This is a genomic window from Streptomyces tubbatahanensis, from assembly GCF_022699385.1.
Lineage (GTDB): Bacteria > Actinomycetota > Actinomycetes > Streptomycetales > Streptomycetaceae > Streptomyces > Streptomyces diacarni.
This window is the reverse complement of the sequence record NZ_CP093846.1, coordinates 1,728,667-1,749,173: the sequence shown is the minus strand read 5'-3', so window position 1 is coordinate 1,749,173 and position 20,507 is coordinate 1,728,667. Positions and strand designations below refer to the sequence as shown.

Genomic DNA, 20,507 nt, shown 5'->3' with positions numbered 1-20,507 from the left:
CAAGCACGAAGCTGCGGCCCGGCGTGCAGGTGCGGCAGCGGTGGTTGAGTGCTCTCCCGCGGGGGCGGAAGGGCCCGACAGTTGAGGTGGAGAAGAAGTTGCCGTGTGAGGGGGAGGGGGACAGGGGGTAGGCCCCTGTCCCCCAGGGCTCACGTGGTGGCGGGAAGGCGGGAGGCGGCGGCTTCGTCGAGCAGCCAAAGGGTGCGGGAACTCCCGCACACCGCCGCGGCGGGCGCCTGAAGTTCGCCGGAGCCCGCAAGGGCGCAGGCGACCGCTCCGGCTTTGTCCTCCCCCGCGGCCAGCAGCCATACCTCCCGTGCTGCCCGGATGGCGGGCAGCGTGAGGGAGAGGCGGGTGGGTGGCGGTTTGGGCGCGCCGTGGACGCCGACGACTGTCCGTTCCGTTTCCCGGAGTGCGGGGTGTTCGGGGAAGAGGGACGCGACGTGGGTGTCGGGTCCGATGCCGAGGAGGAGGACGTCGAAGGCGGGGACGCGCTCGGTGGCGTCGGGCCCCGCCGCGGCGGCGAGTTCCGTGGCGTAGGCCTCCGCCGCGGCTTCGGCGTCGCCGGTGTAGGGCCCGTCGGAGGGCGGCATCACGTGGATGCGGGCGGGGTCGAGTGGTACGGCGTCCAGGAGCGCTTCGCGGGCCTGGGTGTGGTTGCGTTCGGGGTCGTTCTCGGGGAGGAACCGTTCGTCGCCCCACCACAGGTCGAGCCGTGACCAGTCGATGCGGTCGCGGTCGCCGGAGGCGGCGACCGCGGCGAGCAGTGCGTTGCCGTTGCGGCCTCCGGTGAGGACGGCGGAGGCGGTGCCGTGTGCGGCTTGGGCGTCGGCGAGACGCGTGAGGAGGCGTGCGGCCGTGGCCTGGGCGAGTTCGTCCTTGTCGCGGTGGATGAGGATGTCGCGTCCGGTGGCTGCCGCGTTCACTTCTGGCCCTTCTTCGCCGTCCGGGTCTTCGACGGTGACGGTGAGGTGGCCTTCTTCTTCGCCGATGTGGAGGAGGCCTTCGCCGGTGTGGAGGAGGCGGTGGTGGTGGGCCGCTCGGTGGCTGCGGTCTCGGGGGAGACCGCGCCCTGCGCCGCGGCATCCGTCACGCCGGAGGCCTCCGTCGGTGCCGGGGCGGGTGAGGCGGGTGTGGGGTGGGCCGGGTCGGGGCCCGAGATCTTGTTGACGCCGAAGCGGACGGCTTCGGCGTACGCCTCGTCGGGGTCGAGTCGCCGCAGTTCCTCGGCGAGGAGTTCGGCGGTGGTGCGCCGCTGGAGGGCGACGTGGCGGTCGGGCTGGCCGGGGACGGCGAGTTCGGCGAGGGCGCCGTCGGCGCGATCGAGGCAGATCTGGCCGTCGACGGTTTCCAGCCGTACGCCGGTGATGCCGGGGCCTTCGGAGATGCGGCGTTCGACGGGGACGCGCAGGCGTTCGGCGAGCCAGAGGGCGAGGAGTTCGCTGGAGGGGTTGTACTCCTCGCCTTCGACGACGGCCGAGTCGATGGCGGCCAGTTTCTGGTCCAGCGAGGCGGCGAGCATGCTGCGCCAGGGGGTGATGCGGGTCCAGGACAGGTCGGTGTCGCCGGGCGCGTAGCTGCTGGCGCGCATGCTGAGGGCGCCGACGGGGTCCTCCGTGGCGGCGGCGTCGGTGATGCGCCGCTGTGCGAGTTTGCCGAGGGCGTCCTCGGCCGGGTTGGGTGGGGCGTCCTCGGGCCACCACACGACCACGGGCGCGTCCGGCAGCAGGAGCGGCAGGACGACGCTGTGGGAGTGCGAGGCCAGTTCTCCGTGCAGCCGCAGGATGACCGTCTCGCCGGAGCCCGCCTCGCCCACGTCGGCGCCGACGCGGACCTCGGCGTCGAGCCGGTGGCGCGCGCGGTCGCGGGGGGAGCGTCCTGGGCGTCGGACGACGACGAGGATGCGGGAGGGGTGCTCCTTGGAGGCACCGCTCGCGGCCTTGAGCGCGTCGTAGTGGTTGCCTTCGTCGGTGACGATGACGAGGGTGAGCACCATGCCCATGGCAGGCGAGCCGAGGGAGCGGCGCGCCTTGACCAGTTCGGCGTTGATGCGGCTGGACGTGGTGTCCGTGAGGTCGATGTTCATGGCCGCCGCCAAATCCGTCCGTCGCGTGCGAGCATCTCGTCGGCGCTCTGGGGCCCCCAGGTGCCGGCGGAGTACTGCTCGGGCTTGCCGTGTGTGTCCCAGTACTCCTCGACGGGGTCGAGGATCTCCCAGGAGCGTTCGACTTCCTGGTGCCGGGGGAAGAGGTTCGCGTCGCCCAGCAGGACGTCGAGGATGAGGCGTTCGTACGCCTCGGGGCTCGACTCGGTGAAGGACTCGCCGTAGGCGAAGTCCATGGTGACGTCGCGGATCTCCATCTGGGTGCCGGGCACCTTGGAGCCGAACCTGATGGTGACGCCTTCGTCGGGCTGGACGCGGATGACGAGGGCGTTCTCGCCCAGTTCCTGGGTGTCGGTGGTGTCGAAGGGGGAGTGGGGGGCGCGCTGGAAGACGACGGCGATCTCGGTGACGCGGCGGCCGAGCCGCTTGCCGGTGCGCAGGTAGAAGGGGACGCCTGCCCAGCGGCGGTTGTCGATCGCCAGCTTTATGGCGGCGTAGGTGTCGGTCTTGGAGTTCGGGTCGATGCCCTCTTCGTCGAGGTAGCCGGGCACCTTTTCGCCGCCTTGCCAGCCGGCCGCGTACTGGCCGCGCACCGTGTGCTTGCCCAGGTCCTTCGGCAGCCGTACCGAGTTGAGGACCTTGAGCTTCTCGGTGACGAGCGCCTTGGCGTCGAAGGAGGTGGGTTCCTCCATCGCGGTCAGGGCGAGGAGCTGGAGCAGGTGGTTTTGGATGACGTCGCGCGCGGAGCCGATGCCGTCGTAGTAGCCGGCGCGGCCGCCGATGCCGATGTCCTCGGCCATGGTGATCTGCACGTGGTCGACGTAGCTGCGGTTCCACAGCGGTTCGAACATCGTGTTGGCGAAGCGGAGGGCCAGGATGTTCTGGACCGTCTCCTTGCCGAGGTAGTGGTCGATCCGGAAGACCGAGCTGGCCCGGAAGACCTCGTGGATGACGGAGTTCAGCTCCTGGGCCGACTTCAGGTCGTGCCCGAAGGGCTTCTCGATGACGGCGCGGCGCCAGGATCCCGGCCCCGCGTCGGAGAGGCCGTGCTTCTTGAGCTGGGAGACGACCGTGGGGAAGAACTTGGGCGGTACCGAGAGGTAGAAGGCGAAGTTGCCGCCGGTGCCGCGGGACTTGTCGAGTTCCTCGATGGTGGCCCGCAGGGTTTCGAAGGCCTCGTCGTCGTGGAATTCGCCGGGGACGAAGCGCATGCCCTGGGCGAGCTGCTGCCAGACCTCCTCGCGGAAGGTGGTCCTGGAGTGTTCCTTGACCGCGTCGTGGACGACCTGGGCGAAGTCCTCGTCCTCCCAGTCGCGGCGTGCGAAGCCGATGAGGGAGAAGCCGGGTGGGAGGAGTCCGCGGTTGGCGAGGTCGTAGACCGCGGGCATCAGCTTCTTCCGGGACAAATCACCCGTGACGCCGAAGATGACCAGGCCCGACGGCCCCGCGATGCGCGGGAGCCGCCGGTCCTGAGCGTCACGCAGCGGGTTGTCCGTACCGCTGACGTTGCTCAATTCGCTTACGCCTCCTTCGGGGCGAGGCGCTGCAGCTCGGCCTCCGTGGACGTGAGCAGGTCCTTCCAGGAGTCCTCGAACTTCTGGACGCCCTCGTCCTCGAGCACCTTGACGACGTCGTCGTAGGAGATGCCCAGCTTGGCGATGCCGTCGAGCACGGCCTGCGCGTCCTCGTAGGTGCCGCGGACCGCGTCGCCCTCGTTGTCGCCGTGGTCGCCGACGGCCTGGAGGGTGGCCTCCGGCATGGTGTTGACCGTGTTGGGCGCCACCAGCTGGGTCACGTACAGCGTGTCGGGCAGCTCGGGGTCCTTCACGCCGGTCGACGCCCACAGCGGACGCTGCTGGTTGGCGCCGGCCTTCTCCAGGGCCTGCCAGCGGTCGGAGGCGACGACCTGCTCGTACTCCCGGTAGGCCAGTCGGGCGTTGGCGACCGCCGCCTTGCTCTTGAGGGCCTTGGCCTCGTCGGTGTCGAGCGCGGCGAGCCGCTTGTCGACCTCGGTGTCCACGCGGGAGACGAAGAAGGACGCCACGGAGTGGATGTCGGACAGGTCGAGGCCCAGGCTCTTGGCCTTCTCCAGGCCCGCCATGTAGGCGTCCATGACCGCCCGGTACCGCTCCAGCGAGAAGATCAGCGTGACGTTGACGCTGATGCCCTTGCCGATCGTCTCGGTGATGGCGGGGAGACCGGCCTCGGTGGCCGGAATCTTGATGAAGGTGTTGGGCCGGTCGACCAGCCAGGCCAGCTGGCGGGCCTCGGCGACCGTCGCCTTGGTGTTGTGGGCCAGACGCGGGTCGACCTCGATGGAGACCCGGCCGTCCTTGCCGCCGGTCGCGTCGTAGACCGGACGCATCACGTCGGCGGCGTCGCGGACGTCCGCCGTGGTGATCATGCGGACGGCCTCCTCGACGGAGACGCGGCGGGCGGCCAGGTCGGAGACCTGCTGCTCGTAGCCCTCGCCTGCCGAGATGGCCTTCTGGAAGATGGTCGGGTTGGTCGTCACGCCGACCACGTGGTGCTCGTCGATCAGCTCGCCGAGGTTGCCCGACGTGATGCGCTTGCGCGACAGGTCGTCCAGCCAGATCGCGACGCCTTCGTCAGTAAGGCGCTTCAGTGCGTCTGTCATGGGATTCGCATCTCCTGTGCTTGTTGGCTTTTCGTTGTGTCGGGGCCCGCCGGGTGGTCGCTCAGGTGAGCGACCACCCGGCCGGCACCTCCCGGACGGGTCCGGGGGAGTCCTCGGCGGTTCAGCGGGACGCTGCCTGCAGCGACTCCTTGGCCGCGAGCTCCACGGCGTCCGCGGTGAAACCGAACTCCTTGAAGAGCACCTTGCCGTCGGCCGAGGCGCCGAAGTGCTCCAGCGACACGATGCGGCCCGCTTCGCCGACGTACCGGTGCCAGGTCAGCCCGATGCCCGCCTCGACGGCGACGCGCGCCTTGAGGTTGGGGGGCAGGACGCTGTCGCGGTAGGACTGCTCCTGCTCCTGGAACCACTCCAGGCACGGCATCGAGACGACCCGCGTCGGGATTCCCTGCTCTTGCAGCTGCTCGCGCGCCGTGACGGCGAGCTGCACCTCGGAGCCGGTCGCCATCAGGACGATCTGCGGGTGGCCGCCTTCCGCCTCGAACAGCACGTAGCCGCCCTTGGCTGCGGCCGGGTTCGCCTCGTAGGTCGGCACGCCCTGCCGGGTGAGCGCCAGCCCGTGCGGCGCCGGGTTGCTGCTGTGGCGGCGCATGATCTCCGCCCACGCCTCCGCGGTCTCGTTGGCGTCCGCCGGACGGACGACGTTCAGCCCCGGGATGGCGCGCAGCGCGCTCAGGTGTTCGACCGGCTGGTGCGTGGGACCGTCCTCGCCCAGGCCGATGGAGTCGTGCGTCCACACGTAGGTGACGGGCGCCTTCATCAGCGCGGCGAGCCGGACGGCAGGGCGCATGTAGTCGGAGAAGACCAGGAACGTACCGCCGTAGACGCGCGTGTTGCCGTGCAGCGCGATGCCGTTCATCGTCGAACCCATCGCGTGCTCGCGAATGCCCCAGTGGACCGTACGCCCGTACGGGTCGGCGCCCGGCAGCGGATTGCCCTCGGGCAGGAAGGACGTCTGCGCGAACGTCGTGTTGTTCGAGCCGGCCAGGTCGGCGGAGCCGCCCCACAGCTCGGGGATCACGGGGCCGAGCGCCTTGAGTACGCTGCCGGACGCCTTACGGGTGGCCACCGACTCGCCCGCGGGGAAGACGGGCAGCGCCTTCTCCCAGCCCTCGGGCAGCCGGCCCTCGCGGATGCGGTCGAACTCGGCGGCGCGCTGCGGGTTGGCCTCGCGCCACGCGGCCATCCGCTCGTCCCACGCGGTCTGCATCTCGCGCCCGCGGTCGCTGGCCTTGCGGACGTGCGCGAAGACCTCGTCGGAGATGAAGAAGTCCTTCTCCGGGTTGAAGCCCAGCACGCGCTTGGTGGCGGCGACCTCGTCGTCGCCCAGGGCCGAGCCGTGGGCGGCCTCGGTGTTCTGCGCGTTGGGGGCCGGCCAGGCGATGATGGAGCGCATCGCGATGAAGGAAGGGCGCTCGGTCTCGGCCTGCGCCGCCTTGAGGGCCTTGTACAGCCCCTTCGGGTCGAGGTCGCCGTCCTCCTTCTGGTCGACGCGCTGCACGTGCCAGCCGTAGGCCTCGTACCGACGCAGCGTGTCCTCGGAGAAAGCGGTCGCGGTGTCGCCCTCGATCGAGATGTGGTTGTCGTCCCACAGCACGATCAGGTTGCCCAGCCGCTGGTGGCCCGCGAGGGAGGAGGCCTCGGCGGAGACGCCCTCCTCCAGGTCGCCGTCGCTGGCGATGACCCAGATGTCGTGGTCGAACGGGGATTCGCCCGCGGCCGCCTCCGGGTCGAAGAGGCCGCGCTCGTAGCGGGCGGCCATCGCCATGCCGACCGCGTTGGAGACGCCCTGGCCCAGCGGGCCCGTCGTCGTCTCCACGCCCACGGTGTGGCCGTGCTCGGGGTGGCCGGGCGTGCGGCTGCCCCAGGTGCGGAACGACTTGAGGTCGTCCATCTCCAGGCCGTAGCCGGCCAGGAAGAGCTGGATGTACTGCGTGAGGCTGGAGTGCCCCGCGGAGAGGACGAAGCGGTCGCGGCCAGTCCAGTCCGGGTCGGTCGGATCGTGGCGCATCAGCTTCTGGTAGAGCAGGTACGCCACGGGCGCCAGGCTCATGGCCGTACCGGGATGGCCGTTACCGACCTTCTGCACGGCATCCATGGCCAGGACTCGAACCGTGTCCACGGCCTGCTGGTCCAGGTCGGTCCACTCAAAGTCTGTGGTGGTCGGCTTGGTGCTCACCCTGCGTCAGGGCTCCTCTCCACATGTTCGATGGCCGGTGTGTGCGCTCACCGGGCGGTGTCGAGCGTACCGTTGCCGGGACGTGCGACTTTTCGACAGGTCACTGTGTGGTCACCACCTCGCCCCGGCCGACAATCACCAGAACGTGGGAGAGATATGTGCTATTCCCACCGATTGGCTGCCCGGGGCGTCGCGGCACCCACTCCCAGGCTGACGTCTGTTCCCCCGATTCGCCCGTCGAACACGGCTCATTCGCGCTCGGATCTGCCCGCCGCGCTGACCTCGCAGGACGCGCCCGGCCCGCGCAGCGGCGCCACGGCGGGGCCGACCGCCCACGACGAGGGCCAACACGGGCGACCCCCCATGACGGGCGAGGTATGGCAGGCGTCTAAAGTGGCGTGGTACGCGCGAGCTTGACCCGGGCCTGCACCTTTTCCTGCTGTGTGCCCGTGACGTCGGCTCGCTGGTTCCTAATGAGTCGATCAGGGGTGTCCGTGACGGCCGTCGAATCCCGTCCCGCGGGGACGCTGGAGCCCAGCGGCCACCGGCCGCTCGGCGCCCGCGTGAAGGCGTTCATCGAGCTGACCAAGCCGCGGATCATCGAGCTGCTCCTCATGACCACTATCCCGGTCATGTTCCTGGCGGCTCAGGGCGTGCCCGACCTCCAGCTCGTGGTGATCACCTGCCTCGGCGGCTATCTCTCGGCCGGCGGCGCCAACGCGCTCAACATGTACATCGACCGCGACATCGACGCGCTCATGCACCGCACCGAGCGCCGACCGCTGGTCACCGGCGTGGTCAAGCCGTGGGAGTGCCTGGTCTTCGGCATCAGCCTCGCGCTGGTCTCCACCCTGATGTTCGGCCTGCTGGTCAACTGGCTCTCGGCCGCCCTCTCGTTGGGCGCTCTCCTCTTCTACGTCGTCGTCTACACGATGCTCCTCAAGCGGCGTACGTCGCAGAACATCGTGTGGGGCGGCATCGCAGGGTGCCTGCCCGTCTTCATCGGCTGGTCCGCCGTCACGAACGAGGTCAGCTGGGCCGCCGTCATCCTCTTCCTGGTGATGTTCTTCTGGACGCCGCCGCACTACTGGCCGCTGTCCATGAAGGTCAAGGAGGACTACCAGCGGGTCGGCGTACCGATGCTGCCCGCCATCGCCAGCAACGTCACCGTGGCCACCCAGATCGTCGTCTACAGCTGGATCATGGTGCTGGTCTCCCTGCTGCTGTGGCCGCTGGGGTACGTCGGCTGGTTCTACCCCCTGGTCGCGGTGTTGGCCGGCGGGCTGTGGCTCTGGGAGGCGCACGCCCTGCGCGCCCGCGCCCGCGCGGGTCTGACCGGCGCCAAGCTCAAGGAGATGCGCCTCTTCCACTGGTCGATCACCTACGTGTCGCTCGTCTTCGCCGCTGTGGCCATCGACCCGTTCCTGCGCTGAGGCGCCCTCGTCCGCGCTCCGTCCGTCACACGAATGGCTCCCTCCCGCGCGCGGGAGGGAGCCATTCGTGTGACGGCGTCGTACAGCGGAAGCCGGACGCGCTCGGGAGGAACGCCGCTCCTACCGGTTGGCGGGGCCGCCCACCTGGATACCGGCCATGCGCTCCCACTCGTAGGGGCCCGTGCGCATGTGCTCGGCCATCTCGCCGTCGAAGCTCTCCTTGAGCGTGGCACCGGCCGCTTGCACGGCGTCCTCGGCCGCTTCCTTCGAGGGCGCCATCAGATCGCCCCAGGTGCCGTCCGCGCTCACCAGCGAGATACGGAAACCCCGCTGGCCCACGTAGGCGATCTGGGCTTCTGCGCTGCCGCCGTGCCGCTTCGCGAACCCGCTGATCTGCTTGGCGAGCCGGCCCGCCTGCTTACTGCTGTCTGCTGCCATGGGGCAGATGCTACCGGCGGGTAGCGGTGGGGGCGAGGGGGCGGGGACGACGGCCTCGGCGTGGAGCCTGGCCGCGCCGGGTGCGCCGGGTGCGCCGGGTGCGCCGGGTGCGCTGGGGGGCGGGTGTCGTCAGTGGCCCGCGGTCGGCGCCGGCGCGCCCGCGGGCTGCGGGGCCGCCTCGGCAGCCGGTGCGGGGGCGGCAGCGGGCGCAGCGTCGGCGTCGGTGCCCTGGCCCGGCTCGGGCTCCGGGGCCGTGGCCGCGAGGGGCGCCCGCTCGCGCGTCGACAGCACCACCCGCAGGACGCCGATCCACACCAGCGTCGAGCCCAGCAGGTGCACGCCGACGAGCACCTCGGGGAGGTCGGTGACGTACTGCACGTATCCGATGACGCCCTGGGCGAGCAGGACGATGATCAGATTGCGTGCGGTGCTCCGCGGGCCCTTGGGGGCGTCCATGACGCGGAGACCCACGTACAGCAGCACCGCCAGCGCCACCACGATCCAGGCCAGCGCGGCGTGGCTCTGCGTCGCCAGCTCCACGGCGACCGGCATGCGCTTCACGTCGCTGCTGTCGCCCGCGTGCGGCCCGGCGCCCGTCACGACCGTGCCGGCGATCAGGAGGCAGGCGGAGAAGAAGGTCAGGACATAGGTGAGCTTCCTGACGGGGCTGCCCACCAGCGGGCGGGGCCGTGCCTCACCCTCCCGGGTGCGCAGCCAGGTGAGTGTCGTGACCGTCAGGAGGGCCATCGCCGCCAGGAAGTGGCCGGCCACCACGAACGGGTTCAGCTTCACCCACACGGTGATGCCGCCGACGACGCCGTTGCTCATCACGACCCAGAACTGCGACCACGCGAGCCGGCTCAGCCCCTTGCGGGCGGGCTTCATCGACCGTACGGCGATGATGGTCCAGCCGACGGCGGCCGAGACCACCCACGTCATCATGCGGTTGCCGAACTCGATGGCGCCGTGGATGCCCATCGCCGAGGTGGCGGTGAGGCTGTCGTCGCTGCACTTGGGCCAGGTGTCGCACCCGAGTCCCGAACCGGTGAGCCGCACGGCGCCCCCGGTCACCACGATGACGATGCTCATCAGCAGCGCGGTGAAAGCGGCCCGCTGCACGGTACGGGGGGAGGGGGTCCAGCGCGCGGCGATGTACGCGATGGGGTTACGTACGACTTCGAGCAGATTCGGCACGGAGCCATCGTAGAGCGCCGCTTGTGCGCGCTTTCACGAGGGGGTGCCGGGCGCCGTCGTGCGCCCCCGCCCGGCCGGTCACTCCCACTTGAAGAAGCGCGCCGCCGCGCCCAGCCCCACCACGGCCCACACCGCCAGGACCGCCAGGTCGCCCCAGGGCATGCCGGCCCCCTGTTGAAGCACGTCGCGCAGCCCGTCGGAAAGGGCGGAGATCGGCAGCAGCCGAAGAGCGCTCTGCGCCGCGTCGGGGAACGTGTCCAGCGGGACGATCACGCCCCCGCCGACCAGCAGCAGGATGAAGACGAGGTTCGCCCCCGCCAGTGTCGCCTCCGCCTTGAGCGTGCCCGCCATCAGCAGGCCGAGCCCGGAGAAGGCGGCCGTGCCCAGCAGGAGCAGGAGCAGCACGGTGGCCGGATTGCCGTGCGGCGACCAGCCCAGGGCGAGCGCCACCACGCTCAGCAGCAGCACCTGGAGGGCCTCGATGACCAGGACGGAGCACGTCTTGGCCGTCATCAGCCCCCAGCGGGGCAGGGGGGAGGCGCCGAGCCTCTTCAGCACGCCGTAGCGGCGCTCGAAGCCGGTGGAGATGGCCTGCCCGGTGAAGGCGGTCGACAGGACGGCCAGGCCGAGGATGCCCGGGGCGAGGAAGTCCACCCGCGAGCCCTCGCCGGTGTCGACGATGTCGACGATGTCGACGGCGCTGAAGAGCACCAGCAGCAGGGTCGGGATGATGACGGTCAGCAGCAGTTGCTCCCCGTTGCGCAACTGGGTCCGCGTCTCCAGCCACGCCTGCGCGCGCACCATGCGCGACAGCGGCGCGGCGCCCGGCTCCGGCGCGTACGTACCGGCGGCAGCACGCCCACTCATGAGCGCAGCTCCTTCCCCGTCAGCTCCAGGCTGTGATGTCCCGGGGGGCGACCCCCGGACCCCCGGCCGGTCAGGGTGTGCCGTCTCATGAGCGCAGCTCCTTCCCCGTCAGCTCCAGGCTGTGATGTCCCGGGGGGGCGACCCCCGGACCCCCGGCCGGTCAGGGTGTGCCGTTTCACGAGCGCAGCTCCTTCCCCGTCAGCTCCAAGAAGACGTCCTCCAGGGTTCTGCGCTCCACCGCGATGCGGTCAGGCAGCACGCCGTTCTGGGCGCACCAGGAGGTGACGGTGGCGAGCAGCTGGGGGTCGACCGTTCCGGTCAGGCGGTAGCTGCCCGGGTGGAGCTCGACCGCTTCGGTTCCGGTGGGGAGGGCCTTGAGCAGGGAGGGGAGGTCGAGTCCCGGGCGCCCGGCGAAGCGGAGGGTGTTCTCGGCGCCGCCCTTGCACAGGACGTCGGGTGGGCCCTGGGCGATGACCTTGCCGCCGTCGACGATGGCGACCTCGTCCGACAGCTCCTCGGCCTCTTCCATGTGGTGCGTGGTCAGCAGCACGGTGACCCCGTCGGCGCGCAGGTCGCGCACGAGGTCCCAGGTGGCGTGGCGGGCCTGCGGGTCGAGCCCGGCGGTGGGCTCGTCCAGGAAGACCAGTTCGGGGCGTCCGACCAGGGCGAGGGCCAGCGCCAGGCGCTGCTGCTGGCCGCCGGACAGCCGGCGGTAGGGCGTACGGCCGCAGCTGCCCAGGCCGAGGCGCTCCATGAGCGCCGGCACGTCCAGCGGGTGGGCGTGCAGTGTCGCCATGTGGCGCAGCGTCTCCTCGGCGCGCGCGGTGGGGTAGATGCCGCCGCTCTGCAGCATGACGCCGATCCGGGGCCGCAGCTCGCTCCCCTGGGTGACGGGGTCGAGGCCGAGCACCCGGACGGTGCCGTCGTCCGGACGGCGGTAGCCCTCGCAGGTTTCGACGGTGGTGGTCTTGCCCGCGCCGTTGGGGCCGAGGAAGGCGGTGACGGTGCCGCGCTCGACGGTCAGGTCGAGTCCGTCGACGGCGGTCTTGTCGCCGTACCGCTTCACCAGCCCCGCGACCTCGAGCGCCGCTGCATTGTGCATGGACGCAGTCTAAGGAGCGGCCACGGGCGCGCCGCCCGGGGGTTTACGGGTTAGGTCCGCCTTACGTGACGCACCCCATTGTGACTGGTCACAGGCGGCGCTTGCCGGGTTCCGGCGAATTAAGCAACAATGGCGTTGTGAAAAAGAGGGACGAGGCTCGGGGGGACCGACCGATGGCCGCAGCGGCCACCGGCGAGGCCGCCGTGTCCGGCTCCTCCACATCGCGGACGACGCACACGGTGCGGGCGGCCGAGGGTGTGCCCCCGCGGCCGGCCCAGGTCCCGCAGTCGGCGCAGCCCGCCCCCGCGTCCCAGGCGGCGCAGGACGAGCAGCCCGGCACGCGGAACAAGGTCGCCCGCTCCCTTCTCGATCACGGACCGTCCACCGCGGCCGAGGTGGCGTTGCGCCTGGAGCTGACGCAGGCGGCCGTCCGCCGGCATCTCGACGCGCTCACCGGTGAGGGCGTCGTGGAGGCCCGCGCGAAGCGGGTCTACGGCTCGCGGGGCAGGGGGCGGCCCGCCAAGGTGTTCGCCCTCACCGACTGCGGCCGGGACGCCTTCGACCAGGCGTACGACGAGCTCGCCGCCGACGCGCTGCGGTGGATCGCCCAGCAGGCGGGCGGCGGAGAGGTCGGCGAGGCGGCGATCGCCGCTTTCGCGCGGGCCCGCGTCGAGGCGCAGGCCGAGAAGTACCACGCGGCGCTCGCCGGAGTGCCCCCAAAGGACCGCGCGCGGGCGCTGGCGCGTGCCCTGTCCGAGGACGGGTACGCTGCCACGGCGCGGGAGGCCCCCGCACAGGCGGGCGAGCAGCTGTGCCAGCACCACTGCCCGGTGGCTCATACGGCCGAGCAGTTCCCCCAGCTGTGCGAGGCGGAGACGGAGGTCTTCTCCCGCCTGCTCGGCACGCACGTCCAGCGTCTGGCGACCATCGCGCACGGCGACGGGGTGTGTACGACCTTCGTCCCGGGGGCACAGCCGAAGACCGCGGCGCAGAAACACCCGCCGCGGCCGCAGGCCCCAGCACCACCGCAGACCTCAGCACCACCCACCACCGCGATACCGCCCAAGACCAGCAAGACCAGCAGCACCGCCACCCATGCGAACGAGGCCGGGAGGAACCCCGCATGACTGCTCCTACAGAGACTGCTCACCCCGAGCTCGAGGGGCTGGGCAAGTACGAGTACGGCTGGGCCGACTCCGACGCCGCGGGCGCCGCCGCCAAGCGCGGCCTCTCCGAGCATGTCGTCCGCGACATCTCGGAGAAGAAGAACGAGCCCGACTGGATGCTCAAGCTCCGCCTCAAGGGCCACAAGCTCTTCGAGAAGAAGCCGATGCCGAACTGGGGCTCGGACCTGTCGGGCATCGACTTCGACAACATCAAGTACTTCGTCCGGTCCACCGAGAAGCAGGCCCAGTCCTGGGAGGACCTGCCCGAGGACATCAAGAACACCTACGACAAGCTCGGCATCCCCGAGGCGGAGAAGCAGCGCCTGGTCGCCGGTGTCGCCGCGCAGTACGAGTCGGAGGTCGTCTACCACCAGATCCGCGAGGACCTGGAGAAGCAGGGCGTCCTCTTCCTGGACACGGACACGGCGCTGCGCGAGCACCCCGAGCTGTTCCAGGAGCACTTCGGCACCGTCATCCCGGCCGGCGACAACAAGTTCGCCGCGCTGAACACGGCGGTGTGGTCCGGCGGCTCCTTCATCTACGTCCCGCCGGGCGTCCACGTCGACATCCCGCTCCAGGCCTACTTCCGGATCAACACGGAGAACATGGGCCAGTTCGAGCGGACGCTGATCATCGTCGACGAGGACGCCTACGTGCACTACGTCGAGGGCTGCACCGCGCCGATCTACGACTCGGACTCGCTGCACTCGGCCGTCGTGGAGATCATCGTCAAGAAGGGCGGCCGCTGCCGCTACACGACGATCCAGAACTGGTCGAACAACGTCTACAACCTGGTCACCAAGCGCGCCGTGGCCTACGAGGGCGCGACCATGGAGTGGGTCGACGGCAACCTCGGCTCCAAGGTGACGATGAAGTACCCGGCGGTCTACCTCATGGGTGAGCACGCCAAGGGTGAGACGCTGTCCGTCGCCTTCGCCGGCGAGGGCCAGCACCAGGACGCGGGCGCCAAGATGGTCCACATGGCCCCGCGCACCTCCTCCAACATCGTCTCCAAGTCGGTGGCGCGCAGCGGCGGCCGCACCTCCTACCGCGGTCTCATCGAGATCGGCGAGGGCGCCGAGGGCTCCAAGTCCAACGTGCTGTGCGACGCGCTGCTGGTCGACACCATCTCGCGCTCGGACACCTACCCCTACGTCGACGTCCGCGAGGACGACGTGACGATGGGCCACGAGGCGACGGTCTCCAAGGTCAGCGACGACCAGCTCTTCTACCTGATGAGCCGCGGTCTGGCCGAGGACGAGGCCATGGCGATGATCGTGCGCGGCTTCGTCGAGCCGATCGCCAAGGAGCTGCCGATGGAGTACGCGCTGGAGCTGAACCGGCTGATCGAGCTGCAGATGGAAGGCGCGGTGGGCTAGTGCCGCCCCGGCACCGAGCCGCACCTTCCTCCCCGGCCCCTCGCGCAGCGGGCCGGACCCTCGCCGCCGCGGCCGCGCGCCGCGGCGCGCGGGGGGACTTCCTGGACTTGACCCAAGAAAGCGAGCAACACGACAGCCATGGCTGAGGCCCAGACAATCCCCGGTGGGTCCAACACCTCCGGAGCCATCGCGGTGGCCGCAGAGTCCACCACCGCCACGAGGATGAGCGCCCCGCCGTCCTTCGACGTGGCGGACTTCCCGGTGCCGCACGGCCGCGAGGAGGAGTGGCGCTTCACTCCGCTGGACCGGCTCAAGGGCCTGCACGACGGTACGGCGCAGGCGTCGGGCGGCATCAAGACCGACGTGTCCGCGCCCGACGGCGTCACCGTCGAGGCCGTCGGGCGTGACGACGCGCGCGTCGGCCGGGCCGGCAAGCCGGTGGACCGGGTGGCGGCCCAGGCGTTCTCCTCCTTCGAGAAGGCCTCCGTCATCTCGGTGCCCAAGGACGCGGTGCTGACCGAGCCTGTGCGGGTGAGCCTGCACGGCGAGGGCGGCGTGTCCTACGGGCACACGGTCTTCGACGTCGGCGCCTTCGCCGAGGCCGTCATCGTCATCGACCACACGGGTGACGCGGTGCGCTCGGCCAACGTCGAGTTCGTCCTCGGCGACGGCGCGAAGGTGACCGTGGTCTCGGTGCAGGACTGGGACGACACCGCCGTGCACTGCTCGCAGCACAACGCGCTGGTCGGCCGCGACGCGACGTTCAAGTCCGTCGTGGTCACCTTCGGCGGCGACGTGGTGCGGCTCAACCCGCGCGTGACCTACGCGGGCCCCGGCGGTGAGGCCGAGCTGTACGGGCTGTACTTCACCGACGCGGGCCAGCACCAGGAGCACCGCCTGCTGGTCGACCACGACACGCCGAACTGCCGCAGCAACGTCGCCTACAAGGGCGCGCTCCAGGGCGACGACGCGCACGCGGTGTGGATCGGTGACGTACTCATCCAGGCGGACGCCACCGGCACCGACACCTACGAGCTCAACCGGAACCTGGTGCTGACCGACGGCTCGCGCGTCGACTCGGTGCCGAACCTGGAGATCGAGACCGGCGAGATCGTGGGTGCCGGACACGCCTCGGCGACCGGCCGTTTCGAGGACGAGCAGTTGTTCTACCTGATGGCGCGCGGCATCTCCGAGCAGGAGGCCCGCCGCCTGGTGGTGCGCGGCTTCTTCGCCGAGCTCGTGCAGCAGGTCGGCCTCCCGGACGTGGAGGAGCGGCTGCTCGCCAAGATCGAGGCCGAGCTGGAGGCGTCCGTCTCATGAGCGAGGAAGGCTTCGCACGCGTCGCCTCACTCGGCGAGCTGGAGGAGGACACCCCGCTGCGGGTGGAGCTGGGCGGCGTCCCGGTCTCTCTCGTCCGTACCGACGGCGAGGTCTTCGCCATCAACGACATCTGCTCGCACGCGAACGTGTCGCTGTCCGAGGGCGACGTGGAGGACTGCATGATCGAGTGCTGGCTGCACGGCTCGCGTTTCGATCTGCGGACCGGCAAGCCCTCCGGTCTGCCCGCCACCCGTCCCGTGCCCGTGTACCCCGTAAAGATCGAAGGAGACGGCCCCGATGCGGCAGTGCTCGTCTCCGTCACACAGGAGTCCTGAAGCCCCCATGGCAACGCTTGAGATCAACGACCTGCACGTCTCCGTCGAAACTGAAGGCGGCCCCAACGAGATCCTGCGTGGCGTCGACCTGACCGTGAAGCAGGGCGAGACGCACGCGATCATGGGCCCGAACGGCTCCGGCAAGTCCACCCTGGCCTACTCGCTGGCCGGTCACCCCAAGTACACGATCACCGGCGGCTCCGTGAAGCTCGACGGCGAAGACGTCCTGGAGATGTCCGTCGACGAGCGCGCCCGCGCCGGCGTCTTCCTCGCCATGCAGTACCCGGTCGAGGTCCCCGGTGTCTCCGTCTCCAACTTCCTGCGCACCTCCGCCACCGCCATCCGCGGTGAGGCCCCCAAGCTGCGGACGTGGGTCAAGGAGGTCAAGGAGGCCATGGAGCGGCTCTCCATCGACCCGAAGTTCGCCGAGCGCAACGTGAACGAGGGCTTCTCCGGCGGCGAGAAGAAGCGCCACGAGATCCTCCAGCTGGAGCTGCTCAAGCCGAAGATCGCGATCCTGGACGAGACCGACTCCGGGCTCGACGTGGACGCGCTGCGCATCGTTTCCGAGGGCGTCAACCGCGTCCGCGAGTCGGGCGAGGTCGGCACCCTGCTGATCACGCACTACACCCGCATCCTCCGCTACATCAAGCCCGACCACGTGCACGTGTTCGCCAAGGGCCGGATCGCCGAGTCCGGCGGTCCCGAGCTGGCCGACAAGCTGGAGGAAGAGGGCTACGAGCAGTACGTGAAGGGTGGTGCCACTGCGTGACACAGCTCCCGGGCCTGCTGGACACCGAGGCCATCCGTAAGGACTTCCCCATCCTGGAGCGCCAGGTGCACGACGGGCACAAGCTCGTCTACCTGGACAACGCCGCGACCTCGCAGAAGCCGACCCAGGTGCTCGACGCGCTGGCCGACTACTACGAGAAGCACAACGCCAACGTCCACCGTGGCGTGCACGTGCTGGCGGAGGAGGCGACGGCGCTGTACGAGGGCGCGCGCGACAAGGTCGCCGCGTTCATCAACGCGCCCAGCCGCGACGAGGTGATCTTCACCAAGAACGCCTCGGAGTCGCTGAACCTGGTGGCGAACATGCTCGGCTGGGCCGACGAGCCCTACCGCGTGGAGCGGGACACCGAGATCGTCATCACGGAGATGGAGCACCACTCCAACATCGTCCCGTGGCAGCTGCTGTCGCAGCGCACGGGCGCGAAGCTGAAGTGGTTCGGGCTCACCGACGAGGGCCGTCTCGACCTGGCCGGGATCGAGGAGCTGATCACGGAGCAGACCAAGGTGGTCGCGCTCACGCTCGTCTCCAACATCATGGGCACCTTCAACCCCGTCGAGGACATCGTGCGGCGGGCGCAGGAGGTGGGCGCTCTGGTGGTGGTGGACGCCTCCCAGGCGGCGCCGCACATGGTGCTGGACGTGCAGGCGCTCCAGGCCGACTTCGTGGCCTTCACCGGGCACAAGATGTGCGGCCCGACCGGCATCGGCGTGCTGTGGGGCCGCCAGGAGCTGCTCAACGACCTGCCGCCCTTCCTGGGCGGCGGGGAGATGATCGAGACCGTCACGATGCACTCGTCGACGTACGCTCCGGCGCCGCACAAGTTCGAGGCGGGCACCCCGCCGGTCGCGCAGGCCGTCGGACTGGGCGCGGCGGTGGACTACCTGTCGGCGATCGGGATGGACCGCATCCACCAGCACGAGCAGGCGCTGACCCAGTACGCGGTGCGCCGGCTCCGGGAGATCCCGGACCTGCGGATCATCGGGCCTGCCACGGCCGAGGACCGCGGTGCGACGATCTCCTTCACGCTCGGTGACATCCACCCGCACGACGTGGGCCAGGTGCTGGACGAGCAGGGCATCGCCGTCCGGGTCGGGCACCACTGCGCCCGCCCGGTCTGCCTGCGGTACGGAATTCCCGCGACGACGCGAGCGTCGTTCTATCTGTACTCCACGCCCGCCGAGGTGGACGCCCTGGCGGACGGCCTGGAGCACGTACGGAACTTCTTCGCTTAGGGGCTGTCGGTGAAGCTGGACTCGATGTACCAGGAAGTGATCCTGGACCACTACAAGAACCCGCACGGGCGTGGGCTGCGCGACGGCGACGCCGAGGTGCACCACGTCAATCCGACGTGCGGCGACGAGATCACCTTGCGGGTGCGGTACGACGGCGACAGGATCGAGGACGTGTCGTACGACGGGCAGGGCTGCTCCATCAGCCAGGCCAGCGCCTCGGTGCTCAACGAGCTGCTGGTCGGCAAGGAGCTGTCCGAGGCCCGCGGCATTCAGGAGAAGTTCCTGGAGCTGATGCAGTCCAGGGGCCAGCTGGAGCCGGACGAGCACATGGAGGACCTGCTGGAGGACGCCGTGGCGTTCGCCGGGGTCTCGAAGTACCCGGCGCGGGTGAAGTGCGCGCTGCTGAGCTGGATGGCCTGGAAGGACGCGACGGCGAAGGCGTTCAGCGGGGAGGAAGCGACGGCGCAGGCGCTGGGTACGACCGAAGCCGACTCGGCCAAGGAGAAGACGGCATGACCGAGATGACCACCAAGCCCGCGAGCGAGGAAGAGGTTCGCGAGGCGCTCATGGACGTCGTCGACCCCGAGCTGGGCATCGACGTCGTCAACCTCGGCCTGATCTACGGAATCCACGTCGATGACGCGAACAGCGCGACCATCGACATGACGCTCACCTCGGCGGCCTGTCCGCTGACCGACGTCATCGAGGACCAGGCGCAGTCCGCCACCGAGGGCATCGTCAACGAGCTCAAGATCAACTGGGTCTGGATGCCCCCGTGGGGCCCGGACAAGATCACCGACGACGGCCGCGAGCAGCTGCGGGCGCTGGGCTTCAACGTCTGAGCGCGCGCCGCACGGAAAACCGTGCGCGGAAGTCCGTGCGCGGAAGTCCGTTCACGGAAAACCGTTCGCGGAAAACCGTTCGAAAGGGCCATGCCTGCCGGGGGAACCTGGGGCATGGCCCTTTCGCTGCATCATCTCGTCATCGACGCTCACGATCTGTCCGCGCTCGCCCGGTTCTGGTGCCGGGTGCTGGAGTGGCAGGTGCTCTCCGAGAAGGAGCGGGAGGTGATCATCGGCCCGTCCGCCGAGGCCGGCACCGGCATCTGCTTCATGCCTGTGACGGACGCCAAGAGCGTCAAGAACCGGCTCCACTTCGACCTCGCGCCCGACGACCAGGAGGCGGAGGTCGCCCGGCTGCTGGCGCTGGGTGCCCGGCGCCTCGACATCGGCCAGGGTGAGAGCAGGAGCTGGGTCGTGCTCCAGGATCCCGAGGGCAACGAGTTCTGCGTTCTGAAGCCGCGCCGGAACCTGATCGCGTTCGCGGACTGAGCCACGCCGCCCCGCCCTTCAGCCCCTCTTGCGTACAACCGTACGCATCGTTGTGTACGCTCGTACGCATGGTCTATGTGACGCTCGCGGGAGCGATCCTCGCCGAGGTGCTGGGAACGACGGCGATGAAGTACAGCGACGGCTTCAGTAAGCTGGTGCCCTCGCTGATCACCGCCGCCGGATACGTGGTGGCGTTCGTGCTGCTCTCGCACACCCTCAAGACGATGTCCGTCGGAACGGCGTACGCCATCTGGTCGGGCGCCGGCACCGCGGTCATCGCCATGATCGGCATGGTCTTCATCGGCGAGTCCGTCACCGCCGCGAAGGTCCTCGGCCTGCTGCTGGTGATCTGCGGGGTGGTCGTCCTGAACCTGGGAGGGACGCATTGATGGCGCGGCGGTACGACCCCGAGCGCAGGCAGCGCATCATCGACGCGGCCATCCGCATCGTGGAACTGAAGGGGATGGCGGCGCTGAGCCACCGCACGGTCGCCGCGGAGGCGGACGTGCCGCTCGGCTCGACCACCTACCACTTCGCCAGCCTCGACGACCTGCTGCTCGCCGCTCTGGAGCAGGTCAACAGTGAGCCGCAGACCGCCATCGAGTCCTGGAGCGACGAGCTGGCCGAGGGCGTCCCGGTGGCGGACGGGCTGACGCGCGTGCTGGAGGAGTACGCCTCCGGCGGGCGCGGCCGCATCCGGCTGGAGTACGAGCTGTACCTGGCCGCGCTGCGCCGCCCGCTGCTCCAGCCGGTGGCCGCCGCGTGGCTGGACGACATGGTGCGGGTGCTCTCCCGGCACACCGCCGACCTGGCGACGGCCCGCGCGCTGGTCGCGCTCATCGACGGGCTGCTGCTCCAGTTCCTGCTCACCGACCGGCCCTTCGACCGGGACGAGGTGCGCGGAGCGCTCGCCAGGGTGCTCGGCGATCCGGGCAGCGGCCTGTGACCGTCACGCGGACCGGTTCGTCATCCCGCGCG

At 70.1% G+C, this 20,507-nt stretch carries 21 protein-coding genes; 12 read left to right on the top strand and 9 right to left on the bottom strand.

The genetic code is table 11. The features are described from left to right. Nucleotides 1–149: 149 nt before the first annotated feature. The 5 genes from pgl to tkt form a co-directional block, all read right to left on the bottom strand. Nucleotides 150–926 carry a 6-phosphogluconolactonase gene (gene pgl / locus MMF93_RS07580; RefSeq protein ID WP_242750329.1) on the bottom strand — a complete coding sequence of 259 codons (777 nt, stop codon included), beginning with the start codon at nt 924–926 and terminating at the stop codon, nt 150–152. Then, nucleotides 923–2,086 (bottom strand): glucose-6-phosphate dehydrogenase assembly protein OpcA, encoded by a 1,164-nt coding sequence (gene opcA, locus MMF93_RS07575; protein WP_242750327.1) that lies wholly within the window; start codon nt 2,084–2,086, stop codon nt 923–925. Before opcA ends, pgl begins: the two co-directional genes overlap by 4 nt. After that, nucleotides 2,083–3,618: a glucose-6-phosphate dehydrogenase gene (gene zwf / locus MMF93_RS07570; protein ID WP_242750325.1), complete on the bottom strand. Its 1,536-nt coding sequence runs from the start codon at nt 3,616–3,618 to the stop codon at nt 2,083–2,085. The genes opcA and zwf overlap by 4 nt, the downstream gene beginning before the upstream one ends. Before the next feature lie 5 nt (nt 3,619–3,623). Next, nucleotides 3,624–4,742: a transaldolase gene (gene tal / locus MMF93_RS07565; protein WP_242750324.1), complete on the bottom strand. Its 1,119-nt coding sequence runs from the start codon at nt 4,740–4,742 to the stop codon at nt 3,624–3,626. A gap of 121 nt (nt 4,743–4,863) precedes the next feature. Further along, nucleotides 4,864–6,939 carry a transketolase gene (gene tkt, locus MMF93_RS07560; RefSeq protein WP_242750322.1) on the bottom strand — a complete coding sequence of 692 codons (2,076 nt, stop codon included), beginning with the start codon at nt 6,937–6,939 and terminating at the stop codon, nt 4,864–4,866. Between the two features lie 473 nt (nt 6,940–7,412). On the opposite strand from tkt, the gene MMF93_RS07555 reads away from it, so the two are divergent. Continuing rightward, nucleotides 7,413–8,372: a heme o synthase gene (locus MMF93_RS07555; RefSeq protein WP_114020879.1), complete on the top strand. Its 960-nt coding sequence runs from the start codon at nt 7,413–7,415 to the stop codon at nt 8,370–8,372. Between the two features lie 120 nt (nt 8,373–8,492). Here the strand turns inward: MMF93_RS07555 and MMF93_RS07550 are convergent, their stop codons facing one another. From MMF93_RS07550 to MMF93_RS07535, 4 genes are all read right to left on the bottom strand, one after another. Continuing rightward, entirely contained in the window at nt 8,493–8,810 is a 318-nt protein-coding gene (locus tag MMF93_RS07550; protein ID WP_242750320.1) for a hypothetical protein, read from the bottom strand. Nucleotides 8,811–8,939: 129 nt separating this feature from the next. Further along, nucleotides 8,940–10,004: a COX15/CtaA family protein gene (locus tag MMF93_RS07545; protein ID WP_242750318.1), complete on the bottom strand. Its 1,065-nt coding sequence runs from the start codon at nt 10,002–10,004 to the stop codon at nt 8,940–8,942. Between the two features lie 78 nt (nt 10,005–10,082). Further along, entirely contained in the window at nt 10,083–10,871 is a 789-nt protein-coding gene (locus MMF93_RS07540) for an ABC transporter permease (RefSeq protein WP_242750316.1), read from the bottom strand. Nucleotides 10,872–11,046: 175 nt separating this feature from the next. Continuing rightward, complete coding sequence (locus MMF93_RS07535; protein WP_242750314.1) at nt 11,047–11,973, bottom strand: ABC transporter ATP-binding protein; 927 nt, start codon at nt 11,971–11,973, stop codon at nt 11,047–11,049. Between the two features lie 173 nt (nt 11,974–12,146). Between MMF93_RS07535 and MMF93_RS07530 the strand changes: the two genes are divergently transcribed. The 11 genes from MMF93_RS07530 (at nt 12,147) to MMF93_RS07480 (ending at nt 20,475) form a co-directional block, all read left to right on the top strand. Further along, nucleotides 12,147–13,100 (top strand): helix-turn-helix transcriptional regulator, encoded by a 954-nt coding sequence (locus tag MMF93_RS07530; RefSeq protein WP_242750312.1) that lies wholly within the window; start codon nt 12,147–12,149, stop codon nt 13,098–13,100. Continuing rightward, nucleotides 13,097–14,518 (top strand): Fe-S cluster assembly protein SufB, encoded by a 1,422-nt coding sequence (gene sufB / locus MMF93_RS07525; protein ID WP_242750310.1) that lies wholly within the window; start codon nt 13,097–13,099, stop codon nt 14,516–14,518. The genes MMF93_RS07530 and sufB overlap by 4 nt, the downstream gene beginning before the upstream one ends. A 138-nt stretch (nt 14,519–14,656) precedes the next feature. Then, the gene (sufD, locus tag MMF93_RS07520) at nt 14,657–15,838 is read left to right on the top strand and encodes a Fe-S cluster assembly protein SufD (protein ID WP_242750308.1); all 1,182 of its coding nucleotides are present in this window, start codon (nt 14,657–14,659) and stop codon (nt 15,836–15,838) included. Next, complete coding sequence (locus tag MMF93_RS07515) at nt 15,835–16,173, top strand: non-heme iron oxygenase ferredoxin subunit (protein ID WP_242750306.1); 339 nt, start codon at nt 15,835–15,837, stop codon at nt 16,171–16,173. The genes sufD and MMF93_RS07515 overlap by 4 nt, the downstream gene beginning before the upstream one ends. A 7-nt stretch (nt 16,174–16,180) precedes the next feature. Beyond that, complete coding sequence (gene sufC / locus MMF93_RS07510; protein ID WP_114017015.1) at nt 16,181–16,945, top strand: Fe-S cluster assembly ATPase SufC; 765 nt, start codon at nt 16,181–16,183, stop codon at nt 16,943–16,945. Continuing rightward, nucleotides 16,942–18,198, top strand: coding sequence for a cysteine desulfurase (locus MMF93_RS07505; RefSeq protein ID WP_242750304.1), 1,257 nt, complete (start codon nt 16,942–16,944; stop codon nt 18,196–18,198). The genes sufC and MMF93_RS07505 overlap by 4 nt, the downstream gene beginning before the upstream one ends. Before the next feature lie 9 nt (nt 18,199–18,207). After that, on the top strand, nt 18,208–18,714 hold the full coding sequence (sufU, locus tag MMF93_RS07500) for a Fe-S cluster assembly sulfur transfer protein SufU (protein WP_242750302.1): 507 nt from the start codon (nt 18,208–18,210) through the stop codon (nt 18,712–18,714). Then, the gene (locus MMF93_RS07495; RefSeq protein ID WP_027736579.1) at nt 18,711–19,040 is read left to right on the top strand and encodes a metal-sulfur cluster assembly factor; all 330 of its coding nucleotides are present in this window, start codon (nt 18,711–18,713) and stop codon (nt 19,038–19,040) included. Before sufU ends, MMF93_RS07495 begins: the two co-directional genes overlap by 4 nt. 114 nt (nt 19,041–19,154) lie before the next feature. After that, nucleotides 19,155–19,529: a VOC family protein gene (locus MMF93_RS07490; RefSeq protein WP_242750300.1), complete on the top strand. Its 375-nt coding sequence runs from the start codon at nt 19,155–19,157 to the stop codon at nt 19,527–19,529. A gap of 68 nt (nt 19,530–19,597) precedes the next feature. After that, the gene (locus MMF93_RS07485) at nt 19,598–19,918 is read left to right on the top strand and encodes a DMT family transporter (protein WP_242750298.1); all 321 of its coding nucleotides are present in this window, start codon (nt 19,598–19,600) and stop codon (nt 19,916–19,918) included. Continuing rightward, complete coding sequence (locus MMF93_RS07480; protein WP_242750296.1) at nt 19,918–20,475, top strand: TetR/AcrR family transcriptional regulator; 558 nt, start codon at nt 19,918–19,920, stop codon at nt 20,473–20,475. The genes MMF93_RS07485 and MMF93_RS07480 overlap by 1 nt, the downstream gene beginning before the upstream one ends. The last annotated feature ends 32 nt before the right edge of the window (nt 20,476–20,507 follow it).

Bases quoted from the DNA above. Each gene is read 5' to 3' on its own strand.
- MMF93_RS07550 (WP_242750320.1), bottom strand. From the start codon at position 8,810: ATGGCAGCAGACAGCAGTAAGCAGGCGGGCCGGCTCGCCAAGCAGATC.
- MMF93_RS07540 (WP_242750316.1), bottom strand. From the start codon at position 10,871: ATGAGTGGGCGTGCTGCCGCCGGTACGTACGCGCCGGAGCCGGGCGCC.
- sufB (WP_242750310.1), top strand. From the start codon at position 13,097: ATGACTGCTCCTACAGAGACTGCTCACCCCGAGCTCGAGGGGCTGGGC.
- MMF93_RS07530 (WP_242750312.1), top strand. From the start codon at position 12,147: ATGGCCGCAGCGGCCACCGGCGAGGCCGCCGTGTCCGGCTCCTCCACA.
- MMF93_RS07490 (WP_242750300.1), top strand. From the start codon at position 19,155: ATGGCCCTTTCGCTGCATCATCTCGTCATCGACGCTCACGATCTGTCC.
- MMF93_RS07535 (WP_242750314.1), bottom strand. From the start codon at position 11,973: ATGCACAATGCAGCGGCGCTCGAGGTCGCGGGGCTGGTGAAGCGGTAC.
- tal (WP_242750324.1), bottom strand. From the start codon at position 4,742: ATGACAGACGCACTGAAGCGCCTTACTGACGAAGGCGTCGCGATCTGG.
- MMF93_RS07495 (WP_027736579.1), top strand. From the start codon at position 18,711: ATGACCGAGATGACCACCAAGCCCGCGAGCGAGGAAGAGGTTCGCGAG.
- opcA (WP_242750327.1), bottom strand. From the start codon at position 2,086: ATGAACATCGACCTCACGGACACCACGTCCAGCCGCATCAACGCCGAA.
- MMF93_RS07515 (WP_242750306.1), top strand. From the start codon at position 15,835: ATGAGCGAGGAAGGCTTCGCACGCGTCGCCTCACTCGGCGAGCTGGAG.
- MMF93_RS07485 (WP_242750298.1), top strand. From the start codon at position 19,598: ATGGTCTATGTGACGCTCGCGGGAGCGATCCTCGCCGAGGTGCTGGGA.
- sufD (WP_242750308.1), top strand. From the start codon at position 14,657: ATGGCTGAGGCCCAGACAATCCCCGGTGGGTCCAACACCTCCGGAGCC.
- MMF93_RS07480 (WP_242750296.1), top strand. From the start codon at position 19,918: ATGGCGCGGCGGTACGACCCCGAGCGCAGGCAGCGCATCATCGACGCG.
- sufC (WP_114017015.1), top strand. From the start codon at position 16,181: ATGGCAACGCTTGAGATCAACGACCTGCACGTCTCCGTCGAAACTGAA.
- MMF93_RS07555 (WP_114020879.1), top strand. From the start codon at position 7,413: ATGAGTCGATCAGGGGTGTCCGTGACGGCCGTCGAATCCCGTCCCGCG.